Consider the following 12,524-nt stretch of genomic DNA (forward strand, 5'->3'; position numbering starts at 1 on the left):
AAAAGCCAGCCAATAGATATTGGCCAGCTTCTTAATAACAATTTTCCCAAACTTATTTATCCAAGAGATAGTGTTGTTTAGTTGTTAGTTGGTACGCTGCTGACATGAATGTCAACGCTCCACAAATTGAGATTTGCCCCCAGATCAGGATCATTCGGATCATCTCGTAATAGTGGACTTGGTGCAACTGCATCCAGGTAAATAGTCGTATCGGCTTGTGCCTTAAAAGAAATGTTGTTTATGGTGACGCCTGCAATTTTAGAATCGGCTTTCAAGTCTGAAACCTTTTCCGAACCAACATCACTCATCGTTGTTGCCGAACTTGAAAGGCCGACTTCCAGCTGAGTTGGGAAAGGTTTCTGCAGTGCTGCAGTGTGGAGATTGTCAGCACGTGTTTGAATCGTATAGGTTCTGCCCTTTTCAATATCGATTTTTTTCGACAAATCAACAGTTGTCCCGTCATCCAACGTCTGACTATATTTAATGAGCTTAGGATTTGTATTGTCGGTCGGCGACTTGATCGCTGTATCAGCTTGAACTGCGGAACTAGGGAACAATCCAAGTCCCAGCGCAATCACGCCTCCAATGATACCTCCGATAATTGGGAAAATCAGTGAACCCGCGAAAAATAAAGTAGTAACCCCTAGAAGCAATAATGCTACGGCACTCCCTATGATATTCAAGCCAGCGCCAAGAACTGCGGCTGGTACAAATATGAGTCCAAAAATTGTGAGTGCAAAAAGCACCGCCCCCACACTGTATATTCCTGTGTAGCTTAGGAATACTGCTAGTAATGCAACGTTTCCTGTAAAGATAGTTGATGTCATCGTAACTACCGGTAAGCCAACAACAAGTGCTCCTACAGCAATACCGTTCAGGATGCTTTCAAGCCAGGTATCCTTATTATTACGGTTCACGCCAGTGCGTGCATCGGCATCTTCTCGAGAGTACAAATATTTCTGCTCAGACAGCTTAAGTGTCTTCGCCCTTTGCATGACTCAGTGAATCGATTTGATCGTTAAGCTTTTGCTTCTGCAAAGGAATGTCTTTGATTGCTTGATTGGCAGTATTTGTCAGATCTTGTAGTTCATCTTTGGCCATTCCATTAACATAATCACGATATTGGGCTTGAGTCAGACTCTGCAGTTTATCCAAGAAATCATTTAAATCATTCAATTCTTGTTTTTGTGCTTCATCATCCAAGCCACTCCCGTTTACCTTGTTAATGATCGAATCCTTTTCGTCATTAAGTGCATCCCTTACCTCACTAACATTTAGGCTTAGCAATGCAGACTTGATGTCTTGCGTTGAGACTTCCGAGGTTAATGCGTTCTTCAATGAATCCAACCGCTGTTCATCAGATGCGATCATTTTATCTTTGACATTAGATAGTTGACTATTGTCCATCTTCTGAATATCCATCTTTAATCTGGTGTAGTCTATGGAATTGCTTTGTTGAGATATTCCGTTGTAAAGATCGTCCTCAGATGAACTTGAGAAAGCCTTAAAAGCGGTGGCCTTTTTCAGTGGTGCTGGGTCATCTTTAACAACCTTTACTATTTGAGCACGTTGATTACCTATCTCAGACGCGTACGATACAGGTGTCCCTATTGCAGCAAGTAATAACGCCGCCAATAACGTCAAGGATATCCCCTTAACAATCCCCGATAAATGCATAATATCTCCTCCAATGAAATTAGAATAGGTCACATTTTTCAATGCTTGTGAAAAATCATATCATAACGTTTATTAGTTTGCTTAGATTTACATCTTTTGAGTTACAATTTGAAGATGCCGTTATCAAAGCATTTCTGATACGTTATTGATTAACGTAATTGTCATATTTTTCATTTATAACTATGTATAATATTAGTAACACCTAATTTATATTGGCCGTTTTCACAAAGTGATTTCTAATATTTACATTTATTAAGTGATGGATTAATCATTTTCTGCGTTGATGCTAAATAAATAGGCCCCATGGATTGGATTTCGCCGATTCATGGGGCCTGTTTTTGCGTATAATATGTACTTAACGAGGTGATTCGATGAAGATGGCAACAGAACAAGAAGCCCTGGATCTGCTGGATTCGGTGAGCATTACATATCGGCGGGTCGACCACCCTGCCATTTGGACGATGGATGATCCAAACGCACCAAAGGGACTGCCCGAGGTGAAGAATTTACTATTGAAAGATAAAAAGAGTGATCAGTTCTACTTGTATCTGACTGACAATCACCGGGTGAATTTTAAATCACTAACCGACCAGCTCGGCTTGGCTCACAGCCGGCTGAAGTTCGCCAGCGAGGAAGAATTGGAAGCGCATCTCGGCGTGGTGTCGGGCATGGTGACGCCCCTGGCATTGATGCATGACAAGGACGACCAGGTGAAGGTGCTGTTGAACAAGTCACTGGAAAGTATGCCGGAAATTTCCACGCATCCTAATGTGAATACCGCAACGATATTGATGTCGTATGGGGATTTGTTGAAGGTGCTGGCGGCGATGGGGAAAGTTCCCACGATTATTAATTAAATTAAATAACAAAAATCAAGTTGTTTTCACGTATCTAATTATTGAGGTGATTAGGATGGAACAACATGTATTTCGAGAAAGCACATTTTATTTGGAATTTAACAACGGCCGGATCTATTATTGTGACAAAGATGGCGTCAAGGTTCGATGCAATCAGGAACTTGATGACTACTATGGATTGATTGAATACTATATTTTCTCAAAGGAACCAATGGTGTTTTAAGGTTAGCTTCCCTTAACTGAATATCAGCTTAAGTGTATTAGGCACGAAAAAGCTGGCAACCGGATTTTTTCGGTTGCCAGCTTTTTTGCATGTTAATTTCAAATCATTATTGTGCGGTATATCCACCATCAACCACGAATTCTGAACCGGTTGAGAATGATGACTCATCCGAAGCCAGATACAATGCCATGTTGGCGATTTCTTTTGGATCTGCCAAACGGCCAACTGGATGAAGCTTCTCCAAAGTTTCTTTGAGTTCAGGATAAGCATCCACCATTGGGGTATGGGCATACCCTGGGTGAATGGAGTTAACCCGGATTGGATAGTGCTCTTTAGCAGCATACAGAGCGGCGGATTTTGTTAACAAACGAACGCCACCCTTGGCTGCATTGTATGAATAGAGATTATCGATTCCGATCAGGCCGGCGATCGATGACAGGTTGATGATCGATCCGCCCTTGTCCTTCATATACTTGATGCCATACTTCGTTCCCAGCATTACCCCATCCAAATCAACGGATAATATCTGGTGCCACTTCTCGAGACTTACGTGTTCTGCATCATCGAAGACTAAGATTCCCGCATTGTTAAGCAGGACGTTAACCGGGCCAAATGCCTCAACGGTCTTTTGGAATACCGGCTCCCAATCTTCTTCTTTGGAAACATCTTGTTTAACGAATATTGCGCTGTCCTTACCAATTTCTTCCAAAGCACCTTCCGCTTTGGAATCATTGACATCAGTAATTGTAACTTTGGCACCTTCTTGTACAAACAGCTTCGCAGCTGCCAAACCAAATCCACTAACCCCACCAGTAACAATTGCAACCTTACCATCTAAACGACTCATAGCTAGGGCCTCCTTTAATTACTTTTAGTAAGCGCTTACTTTTATGATGCAAGCATACGCCATACTTTATAGTTTGTACAACAAATAGACGTTCGAGTTTTGTTGGGCTTATTAGTGCAACATATGAACATGGAATGCCACAGCACATATATAAACATAGTTGTTGAAAGCTTTATACCAATTTGGTATAATAACTTCGAGGTAAGAGAAATGGAATACTTTGCTGAAACTAGGAAACTCGCTAAAACTTTAAACAATCCACGACTACTAGTAAAAAGTTTTGGAACTGATCGTGCCAAAAGAATCCAAGCTCGTCTTGATGAATTTGACGGCGCACAAACTTTACAACAAATTCCTTCAGATCCCCCACCCCGCTGTCACCGATTACATAACAATTTAGAAGGTAAATTTGCAGTTGATGTAAGTCGTAATTTCCGCATAATTTTTGAAGGGTATGATAAAAATGACCGGTTGTCAGTTATCAAGACTGACATTGTGACCATTCAAATATTATCGATTGAGGATTACCATTGAAGGAGTTGATTGACATGTTGCATCGAGAAAATCGAATTCGCCAATATCACACCAGTTCAGCTGCTGATTTGATTAAGGAAACAATGGACTTCTACCACATTACTCAAACCGATCTGGCTGGACGTCTTGGCGTTAGTCAAAAGCATATTTCTGAGATTCTCCAGCGTAAACGATTTATTAACGAAGTCTTGGCCTTACGAATTGAAAAGGTGATGGGAATTTCCAGCCAACTGTTGCTTAATTTAGATTCCAGCTTTAAGCTTCGTCGAGCAAAAGACGAAGAACTAGCCAACGATGATGAACAGCATAAATCAGACAACTTCCTTAAGAGATATGATTGGGTCAATATTGGCTAGATTCTAAAATCACTTATTTAAACACATAAGACCGTTTCCCGTGCTGTTGACAGCACGGGAAACGGTCTTATGTGTTTAAATTTAATATTCACCTGGATACTCAGTGTGCAGTCCCGGTACGCCCAACGTATTGAGCATATCGACCTTGAGATAGTCCAGAATATTCTCGGGAATCTCTGGATCGATCAGGACAGCGGCGTCTCTGGATGCCACAATGCCCTTGACCAGCTTGCGGTCATTGCCTTCAACTTGGAAGTGCTCCTCGTCGACTGGTTCGTATTTGTAACCGAGACCACTTGAAACTCCTTGATTCAATACATCTTCAATAGCCGTGTCCGGATAGTCCTTGTGATGCTGGACAATGCCGATAATCTCACCATGACCCCAGTCAAAGATGGAAAAGTTGCCATCCGGATCACTGATCATTCGCGTTAATGTTGGTACGATGTCGTCTAAGTTCTCACGACTAACTTTTTTGATTTGTTCGTTATTTTCGTCTGCCATATTCTCATCCCATGTCTATAAGTTTTTGCTTTCATGATAAATGCTACAACATTTTGAAGGCGCTATCAACTGATGGGATGCCTTGGGTTAATCAGAGATACTTGTGAGATTTTCAGTTCATTGAAAATATTGAGCAAAAATGCCAAAATTTTCAGTCAACTGAAAATTTAAGCATTTTTCGTTCTAATTTTCACTTCATAGAAAAAAGGACGCAGTCAATCTGACCGCATCCCCACTCTACATATTCAGTAATGCCAGACTAATCGGCGTCAACCGTAACTTCCTGGACAACGCCATCTTTTTCCAAATGTTCCTTGATCCCGGCAATGGCTTCTTTTTCGTCATCACCACTGGTTGATATTTCGATGTAGCTGCCCTGCGGAATCCCCAACGACATCACACCCATAATGGACTTTAGATTAACTGTCTTGCCATTATAAGTCACAGTGACGGCCGATACGTAATTTTGTGCTGCCATGACCAGGCGGGTTGCCGGCCGTGACATGATACCCGTTTCTGCTAGAACCTTGAATTTGTTCGTCTCCATATGAATTCGCCTCTTAGATTGATTGTGAGTAAAAGTTCAACTAATATATTAAAATGTATTGTAAGCGTTTTCTAAAAAATAATCAATAGGTCTAGCCCATATTTAGTAAACTTAGAGGAAAAATATAAGAGGTTCGTGAAATTTCATAAAGATTTTTCTGATTTTATCGAACAATCAACATTTTGATTGTTCTTGTCAACCGTTCCAAGGGAATCTTTAGGCTTCCCATACCAAATCTTTAACACTATTTCAGTCTGAAATCTTTCGTCATTGGATCACAAATTCACTGTAACCGTCCTGCAAAGTTCATCCATTATGATGCAGTCACCAAATAAAAAATGAGGTGTTCTTTTGAAACTTAGCAAGACAATTTTGAGCTTCGCCGTTGCCGGTGCCATCATGGGTGGCGCGGTCACAACTGCAAGTGCCGATACGTACAACAATGCCGGACAGAATTCTTATAATACCAGCTACAATCAAAGCTACAATGACCAGAATTCTTACAACACCGGGTACAACCAGAACTATAATGGTCAAACTTCAAGCAACAACACTTACAACCAGAACTACAGTGGTCAGACAACGACCACCGCTTCAACAACGACTGCCAACAGCACAACTTCATCAAAGGCAGACGCAGTGGTCAGCTTAGCCAAACAGCTGGCAACTCAAAACATCCCCTACGTTTGGGGTGGCGAGTCGCTCAACGGAATGGACTGCTCCGGTTTGACTGATTATGTCTACCAGAAAGCCGCCGGCATCAGCCTCGGCCACTACACTGTGACTCAGGAAAGCCACGTCACCAAAAAGGCTGTCTCAGCCGCTCAACCCGGCGACCTGCTGTTCTGGGGCAATGAAGGCGCATCGTACCACGTTGCCATTTATATCGGCAATAACCAGTACGTTGCCGCACCACAACCAGGACAAAACGTTGAAGTTGAAACCATCAACTCGGCATTTATGCCAAGCTTTGCCGGCCACGTCAACGGATAATTCATTTTATGGAACGCAAATAAGAGGTGCCCTTCCCGATCGATTTCGGAAAGGACACCTCTTTAATTTGTCGTTGATTAAAGCATTGGCCCGCCCTTGCCATCCAAGGCAACAGCTTTCCAGTTATCCCAGGTGATTTGCTTGTAGGCAGCATCCCAGAAATACCACTCCAGCAGGCAGCTCTTTAAGAACGTCTGCTTAGCCTGTTCCTGCTCGCGTGGGGTGGCGGATTCAGCTTCGTGGTCAATGATGTTGAAGAACTGCTGGATGTAGCCATGAGGGCCTTCGAAGTCACCATTTCCCATCGTGAGGAAGGACTTGAACGGTTCATCCTGAACTCTGGTTTGAGACTTCATCCATTTACCCAGTTCAATGTACATCCACTCTCCAGCGGCGAATGACGGCAGAATCTGCAGAACACTGTGGGTTTGAATGGTTGCGGCCATGTGCTGGCGGTACATCTGGTTAATCGGCTGAATCGGTGTCTGCTTGAGGGTCTCCCAATCATGAGGCATTGTTTCAGGTTCACGGGCCAGCCAGTCACGTAACATGGTTAACTGAAGATCCTGGCGTTTGTGGAATAATAACGCCTGCTCGGTGTTGGTACTGTAGTTGACAAGCGCGTTGATGATGCCGACTTCGTTGTATTCAAAGGCGATGTCCTGCTCATCGTAGTAGCGGAGCTGGTCCGGGGATAATTCACCATGGATGATTCCCTGGACGAATGGGTGCTTTTCATTGGCGATCAGGTACGGCTGGGCTTCAAATAGAATATCTTGTGATAGTGACATGTTTGTTCCTCCTGGTGTGGCGGGGACTTTGAGGCTAAAAAAATAACATTGGCTTTCTTTTTTGAGCGCCAATGTTACTTTGATTAAACGTGCTCGGAGCAACTGACGCTTACTTCTAAGTCAAAATTGATTTAAATCCAAAACCTGGATTTTAATCAATTCCGCTTTAGAAAACACGTCACCCGTTGCTCCTCGCACTCTGGCACTTCTTTCGGCAGCATCACCTGCATCAAGTTCAATGGGTATTTCTCAGCCTTTCGGCACCCCAGACCACGGTTTATTTTGTTTTACACCATTGATTATATGTGGGGTGATTAGAAAAGACAACTAAAATTGGTGATTGAGATAATTCAATTTGAATTGTGCTCGCTTGGTGAATGTTGTATGCTATAACCAATTTATTTGGAATCACGAAGCCCCCTGGTAATCAATGAACACATGTTAGGAGTTTTTAAATAGTGAATGCCGCAAAATTGAAGCAATTTAAGAAGAAATACAAGCAGGAGTCGCACCACCATTACAGAGCGATTGTTAAAACATTTGCTCCAAACGACAGACGTTATCATATTTTTGATTTTGATAATGGTGATGTGTTGGGGCTGACTAAGACCGTTGCAAACACACCCATGGATGAAATGAGTGATGCCATTGGATACACTGCATCTGAGCTTGGACATGATGTTTATCGTTCAGTGGATGGCGTCTTCAAAGTTGATGACGTTGTAAAAGATACGATATTTGCAACCCACGATGATTGCACGGTCTTCATGTTGGTTCCCGTGACAATGCCTGATAAGCTCAGACTTTATGTAGAAAATCTGGTATTTGAGCATCGAAACGACACCTTCCAACAACAGGACTGAAAGAATGGAAAAGCGTTCGCTGTTACCTCAACGGTAAGGGCGAACGCTTTTTTAACTGAGGTAATTATGGGCTTCTGGCATCCCTATCAATTCCGACTATCTATTGAATAACTAAAATTACCCTCTGACCTTCGTATTGAATTATAATGGAGTACTAATGAATGTCTGGGGGGATCATAATGAATTCGTATGGACTATTGTTCATGATTGCAATCGGCTGTTTTGGCATTGCCCTGGTCTGCTTCAGTATGATCAGCGGAGACGGCGATCCAATGCAGGAAGCTGAGAAGCCGGAACCCCGCTTATATGAGGGGCAAACGCCCCAATATGACGTGGAAGTCGAACCCGGCACCTATCAATACGATCCGATCACCGGCAAAACCAACATCCCCGAAAATGAATTTGATCTATACATGCTGTATACGATCGATAATCTCCCCCGCGGACAGCAGCTGCAATTAAATGACCTGGATCTAAAAGCAACCAAAAAGTTAAAGAGTCCGGAAGGCCACTGGCGGATGTTTCCAGAAGCCGTTCAGCAGATGCCGGTTCTGTGGACGATTACCGGGCATGGATTAGTATTATTGAGAATTAAATAGAAATCAACAAAGTGTTTGAAGTTTTTTAACTTCGAACACTTTTTATGTCTGTACCATGATTATTTCAACGATTTCTTATTCAAAACTGCTACACTGCCTGCCACAAGGACAAGCGCAGCGACTACTGCAATGGTAATCGCCGGCGCTAACTTTGCCAAATCCTTGGTGTCCTGCAGGATCGCCATGTTATCCCCAATTAGAGACACCGGATTGTAGTTTTGAGCTTGTTTGAACAAATTAATCATGTACAGCACTGCCATGATCAAAATTGTGAACAACAGACCACCATAATTATTGCGAGCCATTGTTGAGCCAAACAAAATGACTGCGAGAAAGAACACGCCAAAGATCAGCAGCGGCACAAAAGCAGCAAACACATCGGGACTCTTACTGTCTGGAAAGTAGTACGCCGTATATCCCCAAGTGACCAGGAATGCACCGGTTGTGACAACCAGCCACTGGCATAGCAACACCAGATACTTCGCGCCAATCACCGTCCAGCGAGGCAGGCCTTTGGTGACCAGATTGACCAGCGTCCCCTTCGACATCTCCTGGCTCATGGTGCCGCCGAACATGATGGCGACCACATAGATGCCCATTTGAGCGATGTTCTTATAAAATTGGGTCCAGGAATCCACTGAAGTCGGAGCAGGAATCTTAATGCCAATTGTCTTGCCAAAGCTCATTTTCATGATTTCCGGGGTCAGTTTGGCGATCAAGGGGCTCATCAATGCAAACACCAGAAAGACTACAGCCAGGATCAAGAAACGATACGTCCGCCATGTTTCGAGAAGTTCTTTTTTGAAAAATACCGGTAAATCTCTCATTTCTTGATCACCTCCATGAAGATTTGGTCCAGGGTTGGATCTGCTTTACGCAGACTCACTGGCGTTAGGTTGGCAGCTAATAATTTTTGCAGGGTGCTTTTCATCATTGGGGCATATTCGCCATGATAAGTCAGAGTGACTGCTTCTTCATGCTGAGTTCCCTGGAATAGTTCGGCGCATTTCTGGGCTTCGGCCGTGGTGGCAAAAGTCATGACAACCTGTCGATGGCCATATGATGCGTGCAGGTTAGCCAAGGTGTCACAGGCTTGGACCCGACCGTCATGGAGAATACCCACCCAGTCGCTGATCCGCTCAACATCGCTAAGAATATGGGTGGAAAACAGCACAGTTACTTTATCCTTTAAGGAATACAATAGATCTAAAAATTCCGCACGGCCTGCCGGGTCCAATGCACTGGTTGGTTCATCGCAGATTAGCAGTTGCGGATCATTCAGCAGTGCCTGGGCAATCCCCAGTCGCTGGCGCATCCCCCGTGAAAAGCCGTGAATCCGGTGTTTGTCATTTTTTAGCCCCACCAATTGGAGCATTTGATCAATCTTCTCATTGGCGTTCGGCACTGCTGCGATGTCGGCACACAAGCGTAAGTACTCGGCTGGCGTCATGTAATCATAGAATGCCGGCACATCTGGCAGATATCCGGTAATCCGATTGGTCTTGGTTTCACCGAATCTGACCTTGTCGCCATTTACCAGAATGGTTCCGGCATCTGCCTTTCCCAAGCCCAAGATCAAGCGCATGGTCGTCGTCTTACCAGCACCGTTTTCCCCAACAAAGCCAAAGATTGAGCCGCGGGGAATACTAAAGCTCAAGTCTTGGAGGACATGCTTGGTGCCAAAGCTTTTCTGCACGTGTTCCAGCGTCAATATGTCGCTCATTGATCGGACTCTCCTCTCCCAAAGACGAAGTAAACAACTGGCCCGATAATTTGAAATACCACGACGATTACAAGCCATAATAGTTTATTACCAAACCGATAATGGGGGTGGCGCAAGACATGAACCACCGCGGCGATCATCAAACCAAATTCGAGTAGAACAACCGGCAGCAAGATTGGCCAATAGTCAATCAGTATTTGAACATTATTCGTGTGCATTTTGATTAATCTCCTTTAATTTATCAGCAAGCGGCGCCCAACGCTCATCGTTTCGGAAAGGCGCTAAAGTAGGATCATTGAGTACAATCCCGATCAATTGCTGCTCGACCATCTCGGAATTACGCGGTGTTTCACTGCCGATATCCAAGTGGTCCAACCAACTGTCGATTTTGTCGAAATACGCGTCGCCGTGGAGGACGAGTGGGAACTTCGTATCGGCTAGCGTATCTGTGTAGTCGGTTAAGACGGCGAAGACTTCATCTGCTTTCTGTTGGTGGGCAAATCCCATCACCGCAGAAAGCAGAAAGTTGAGATACACGGCGGGATTGAGGGATGCTAATGCAAACACATCAGCATATGCCCGACCCCGTTGATAGGTTTCTCCAAATCTGTCTGGATCATCGTTCAGCAATACCAGATAATTGGTGAAGTAGGACATCCCCACACTGGATGCCTGATACATCGCGCTTTGATAAACTGCCTGAGCCTGTTCGGTTTTCCCCTGCATTTGATACGCACTGGCAATCAGGTTCTCCGTCGGGATATATTCCGGTGTCGTCGTTCCTAACAGTGAAAGCACCTCTGTTGGTTTGTTGAGCAGAAGCAGCGAATAAGCTTCCATGTTTCGCGCTCTTAGTTTCAACTCGGTATCATCCGAATTCTTTCGTACGCGAATAAACAGTTGTTGGGCTTCCGATACATATTTGGCCGTTTTGTCCTGCATGTCTTTTCCCGGCAATAAATCAAAATGATTCAGCAGAAGCATCCCCATTTGCTGAAGAAATGGGTAACAGGCATAGTAGCGGCGAACGAAACTCCGCATGGTTGTGAGCACCTTGTCTCCTGGCTCGGTGGTAAAAGACTTCTTCAACGAACGATATATATTTTGAATTTCTTTAGCGGATAATTGAGGTTCATAATCCATCAAGTCATCAATCCGCAAATCGAAGTAACTCGCTAACGCCGGCAGTAATGAAATATCCGGATATGACTGTCCGGTTTCCCATTTGGATACCGCGCCCTTGGATACACCGATAAAATCTGCCAACTGCTGTTGGGTGATCCCCCGTTTCTTCCGCTGGCTGACCAGCACTGGTCCAATATTGACCCGCATATGCGCCAACTCCTCTCTTTACTGATAATTATAGGTGGGTTTGTTAGCAAAGTATATGGAGTGGTTGTCGATTAATGATGGCAAAAGTCAACCAATAGGATACATGGCATAAAGTGACAAAAAAATGCTCGGAGCTTGTGGGCTCTGGGCACTCTTGGTATTTCACATGATATTATGCTGTGGGTTTGGGTGTTTTCTCTTTAACTTGAATTTCAAAGTATGATTGAATGAAATCACATATATTCTGATCCTCATCCATTAGGGTGACGCTGAACTGATACGATCCTGCTTTGGGTTTTAGGAGCTCAGGAGCATATGAAGCACACATCGATAAGTATGGATCATCCGTCTCCATTTTTTCTACCGGAATCATTTGCTCATTGATCAGCATTTCTTCCCCATCGCGATTCATGCTCACATCGACAAAATAGGACTTGTCCAGCTGCAGGTTGAAATACCACCATTCAATATTCAATTTGATGTTTGACTGATCGGGATCAATTTGGAAAAAGGCACTGCCAGACTTGTGATTCACTTGGTTTTCAATGTATATATGCGCAATCTTTTCGAGATACGTCACTTGAACTCCTCCTCATTGGGTATTAACGATTGGATTTCATATTTATGGATTAAGTATACGCGTTATGAACTTTGGGCAGAACGAATTCTTGAAATTTA

At 43.7% G+C, this 12,524-nt stretch carries 18 protein-coding genes and 1 riboswitch; of the genes, 7 read left to right on the forward strand and 11 right to left on the reverse strand.

Features of this window, described 5'->3' with window-relative positions:
* Positions 1 to 77 precede the first annotated feature (77 nt).
* Together FD17_RS08345 and FD17_RS08350 are read right to left on the reverse strand one after the other, a co-directional pair.
* Positions 78 to 953: a hypothetical protein gene (locus FD17_RS08345; RefSeq protein ID WP_057825538.1), complete on the reverse strand. Its 876-nt coding sequence runs from the start codon at positions 951 to 953 to the stop codon at positions 78 to 80.
* A gap of 19 nt (positions 954 to 972) precedes the next feature.
* Positions 973 to 1,677: a hypothetical protein gene (locus FD17_RS08350; RefSeq protein WP_057825540.1), complete on the reverse strand. Its 705-nt coding sequence runs from the start codon at positions 1,675 to 1,677 to the stop codon at positions 973 to 975.
* A gap of 371 nt (positions 1,678 to 2,048) precedes the next feature.
* On the opposite strand from FD17_RS08350, the gene FD17_RS08355 reads away from it, so the two are divergent.
* Entirely contained in the window at positions 2,049 to 2,534 is a 486-nt protein-coding gene (locus FD17_RS08355; RefSeq protein ID WP_057825542.1) for a YbaK/EbsC family protein, read from the forward strand.
* 55 nt (positions 2,535 to 2,589) lie between these two features.
* Positions 2,590 to 2,757: a hypothetical protein gene (locus FD17_RS13190; protein ID WP_156653613.1), complete on the forward strand. Its 168-nt coding sequence runs from the start codon at positions 2,590 to 2,592 to the stop codon at positions 2,755 to 2,757.
* Positions 2,758 to 2,863: 106 nt separating this feature from the next.
* Here the strand turns inward: FD17_RS13190 and FD17_RS08360 are convergent, their stop codons facing one another.
* Positions 2,864 to 3,604, reverse strand: a complete 741-nt coding sequence (locus FD17_RS08360; protein WP_057825544.1) for a glucose 1-dehydrogenase — start codon at positions 3,602 to 3,604, stop codon at positions 2,864 to 2,866.
* 210 nt (positions 3,605 to 3,814) lie between these two features.
* On the opposite strand from FD17_RS08360, the gene FD17_RS08365 reads away from it, so the two are divergent.
* Positions 3,815 to 4,138, forward strand: coding sequence for a type II toxin-antitoxin system RelE/ParE family toxin (locus FD17_RS08365; RefSeq protein WP_057825546.1), 324 nt, complete (start codon positions 3,815 to 3,817; stop codon positions 4,136 to 4,138).
* Between the two features lie 14 nt (positions 4,139 to 4,152).
* A complete protein-coding gene (locus tag FD17_RS08370) occupies positions 4,153 to 4,494 on the forward strand; it encodes a helix-turn-helix transcriptional regulator (protein WP_057825603.1) in 342 nt (113 codons plus the stop codon).
* Between the two features lie 81 nt (positions 4,495 to 4,575).
* On the opposite strand, the gene FD17_RS08375 is transcribed toward FD17_RS08370, so the two are convergent.
* Both FD17_RS08375 and FD17_RS08380 read right to left on the reverse strand, forming a co-directional pair.
* Positions 4,576 to 4,998: a hypothetical protein gene (locus FD17_RS08375; protein WP_057825548.1), complete on the reverse strand. Its 423-nt coding sequence runs from the start codon at positions 4,996 to 4,998 to the stop codon at positions 4,576 to 4,578.
* 259 nt (positions 4,999 to 5,257) lie between these two features.
* The gene (locus FD17_RS08380; protein WP_057825550.1) at positions 5,258 to 5,545 is read right to left on the reverse strand and encodes a phosphocarrier protein HPr; all 288 of its coding nucleotides are present in this window, start codon (positions 5,543 to 5,545) and stop codon (positions 5,258 to 5,260) included.
* 351 nt (positions 5,546 to 5,896) lie between these two features.
* Between FD17_RS08380 and FD17_RS08385 the strand changes: the two genes are divergently transcribed.
* Positions 5,897 to 6,538 carry a C40 family peptidase gene (locus FD17_RS08385; RefSeq protein WP_057825552.1) on the forward strand — a complete coding sequence of 214 codons (642 nt, stop codon included), beginning with the start codon at positions 5,897 to 5,899 and terminating at the stop codon, positions 6,536 to 6,538.
* Between the two features lie 77 nt (positions 6,539 to 6,615).
* On the opposite strand, the gene FD17_RS08390 is transcribed toward FD17_RS08385, so the two are convergent.
* Positions 6,616 to 7,329, reverse strand: coding sequence for a TenA family protein (locus FD17_RS08390; RefSeq protein ID WP_057825554.1), 714 nt, complete (start codon positions 7,327 to 7,329; stop codon positions 6,616 to 6,618).
* A 188-nt stretch (positions 7,330 to 7,517) separates the two neighbouring features.
* Positions 7,518 to 7,607, reverse strand: a riboswitch (TPP riboswitch).
* Between the two features lie 180 nt (positions 7,608 to 7,787).
* Here FD17_RS08390 and FD17_RS08395 point away from each other — a divergent pair.
* Both FD17_RS08395 and FD17_RS08400 read left to right on the forward strand, forming a co-directional pair.
* The gene (locus FD17_RS08395; protein ID WP_057825556.1) at positions 7,788 to 8,192 is read left to right on the forward strand and encodes a hypothetical protein; all 405 of its coding nucleotides are present in this window, start codon (positions 7,788 to 7,790) and stop codon (positions 8,190 to 8,192) included.
* Between the two features lie 179 nt (positions 8,193 to 8,371).
* Complete coding sequence (locus FD17_RS08400) at positions 8,372 to 8,791, forward strand: hypothetical protein (protein WP_057825558.1); 420 nt, start codon at positions 8,372 to 8,374, stop codon at positions 8,789 to 8,791.
* 59 nt (positions 8,792 to 8,850) lie between these two features.
* On the opposite strand, the gene FD17_RS08405 is transcribed toward FD17_RS08400, so the two are convergent.
* The 5 genes from FD17_RS08405 to FD17_RS08425 all read right to left on the reverse strand — a co-directional run bounded on the left by FD17_RS08405 (position 8,851) and on the right by FD17_RS08425 (position 12,426).
* A complete protein-coding gene (locus FD17_RS08405; RefSeq protein WP_057825560.1) occupies positions 8,851 to 9,618 on the reverse strand; it encodes an ABC transporter permease in 768 nt (255 codons plus the stop codon).
* The gene (locus tag FD17_RS08410) at positions 9,615 to 10,514 is read right to left on the reverse strand and encodes an ABC transporter ATP-binding protein (protein ID WP_057825562.1); all 900 of its coding nucleotides are present in this window, start codon (positions 10,512 to 10,514) and stop codon (positions 9,615 to 9,617) included. The genes FD17_RS08405 and FD17_RS08410 overlap by 4 nt, the downstream gene beginning before the upstream one ends.
* Positions 10,511 to 10,732: a PLD nuclease N-terminal domain-containing protein gene (locus FD17_RS08415; RefSeq protein ID WP_057825563.1), complete on the reverse strand. Its 222-nt coding sequence runs from the start codon at positions 10,730 to 10,732 to the stop codon at positions 10,511 to 10,513. The genes FD17_RS08410 and FD17_RS08415 overlap by 4 nt, the downstream gene beginning before the upstream one ends.
* Positions 10,719 to 11,846 carry a helix-turn-helix domain-containing protein gene (locus tag FD17_RS08420; RefSeq protein ID WP_057825565.1) on the reverse strand — a complete coding sequence of 376 codons (1,128 nt, stop codon included), beginning with the start codon at positions 11,844 to 11,846 and terminating at the stop codon, positions 10,719 to 10,721. Before FD17_RS08420 ends, FD17_RS08415 begins: the two co-directional genes overlap by 14 nt.
* A 172-nt stretch (positions 11,847 to 12,018) precedes the next feature.
* Positions 12,019 to 12,426: a hypothetical protein gene (locus FD17_RS08425; protein ID WP_057825567.1), complete on the reverse strand. Its 408-nt coding sequence runs from the start codon at positions 12,424 to 12,426 to the stop codon at positions 12,019 to 12,021.
* Positions 12,427 to 12,524: the final 98 nt, after the last annotated feature.

The sequence above is a fragment of the Lentilactobacillus sunkii DSM 19904 genome (genome assembly GCF_001435575.1).
Lineage (GTDB): Bacteria > Bacillota > Bacilli > Lactobacillales > Lactobacillaceae > Lentilactobacillus > Lentilactobacillus sunkii.

Excerpts from the sequence above, each read along its gene's own strand:
- FD17_RS08350 (WP_057825540.1), bottom strand. The coding sequence starts at position 1,677 with ATGCATTTATCGGGGATTGTTAAGGGGATATCCTTGACGTTATTGGCG.
- FD17_RS08355 (WP_057825542.1), top strand. The coding sequence starts at position 2,049 with ATGAAGATGGCAACAGAACAAGAAGCCCTGGATCTGCTGGATTCGGTG.
- FD17_RS13190 (WP_156653613.1), top strand. The coding sequence starts at position 2,590 with ATGGAACAACATGTATTTCGAGAAAGCACATTTTATTTGGAATTTAAC.
- FD17_RS08360 (WP_057825544.1), bottom strand. The coding sequence starts at position 3,604 with ATGAGTCGTTTAGATGGTAAGGTTGCAATTGTTACTGGTGGGGTTAGT.
- FD17_RS08365 (WP_057825546.1), top strand. The coding sequence starts at position 3,815 with ATGGAATACTTTGCTGAAACTAGGAAACTCGCTAAAACTTTAAACAAT.
- FD17_RS08370 (WP_057825603.1), top strand. The coding sequence starts at position 4,153 with ATGTTGCATCGAGAAAATCGAATTCGCCAATATCACACCAGTTCAGCT.
- FD17_RS08375 (WP_057825548.1), bottom strand. The coding sequence starts at position 4,998 with ATGGCAGACGAAAATAACGAACAAATCAAAAAAGTTAGTCGTGAGAAC.
- FD17_RS08380 (WP_057825550.1), bottom strand. The coding sequence starts at position 5,545 with ATGGAGACGAACAAATTCAAGGTTCTAGCAGAAACGGGTATCATGTCA.
- FD17_RS08390 (WP_057825554.1), bottom strand. The coding sequence starts at position 7,329 with ATGTCACTATCACAAGATATTCTATTTGAAGCCCAGCCGTACCTGATC.
- FD17_RS08400 (WP_057825558.1), top strand. The coding sequence starts at position 8,372 with ATGAATTCGTATGGACTATTGTTCATGATTGCAATCGGCTGTTTTGGC.
- FD17_RS08405 (WP_057825560.1), bottom strand. The coding sequence starts at position 9,618 with ATGAGAGATTTACCGGTATTTTTCAAAAAAGAACTTCTCGAAACATGG.
- FD17_RS08410 (WP_057825562.1), bottom strand. The coding sequence starts at position 10,514 with ATGAGCGACATATTGACGCTGGAACACGTGCAGAAAAGCTTTGGCACC.
- FD17_RS08415 (WP_057825563.1), bottom strand. The coding sequence starts at position 10,732 with ATGCACACGAATAATGTTCAAATACTGATTGACTATTGGCCAATCTTG.
- FD17_RS08420 (WP_057825565.1), bottom strand. The coding sequence starts at position 11,846 with ATGCGGGTCAATATTGGACCAGTGCTGGTCAGCCAGCGGAAGAAACGG.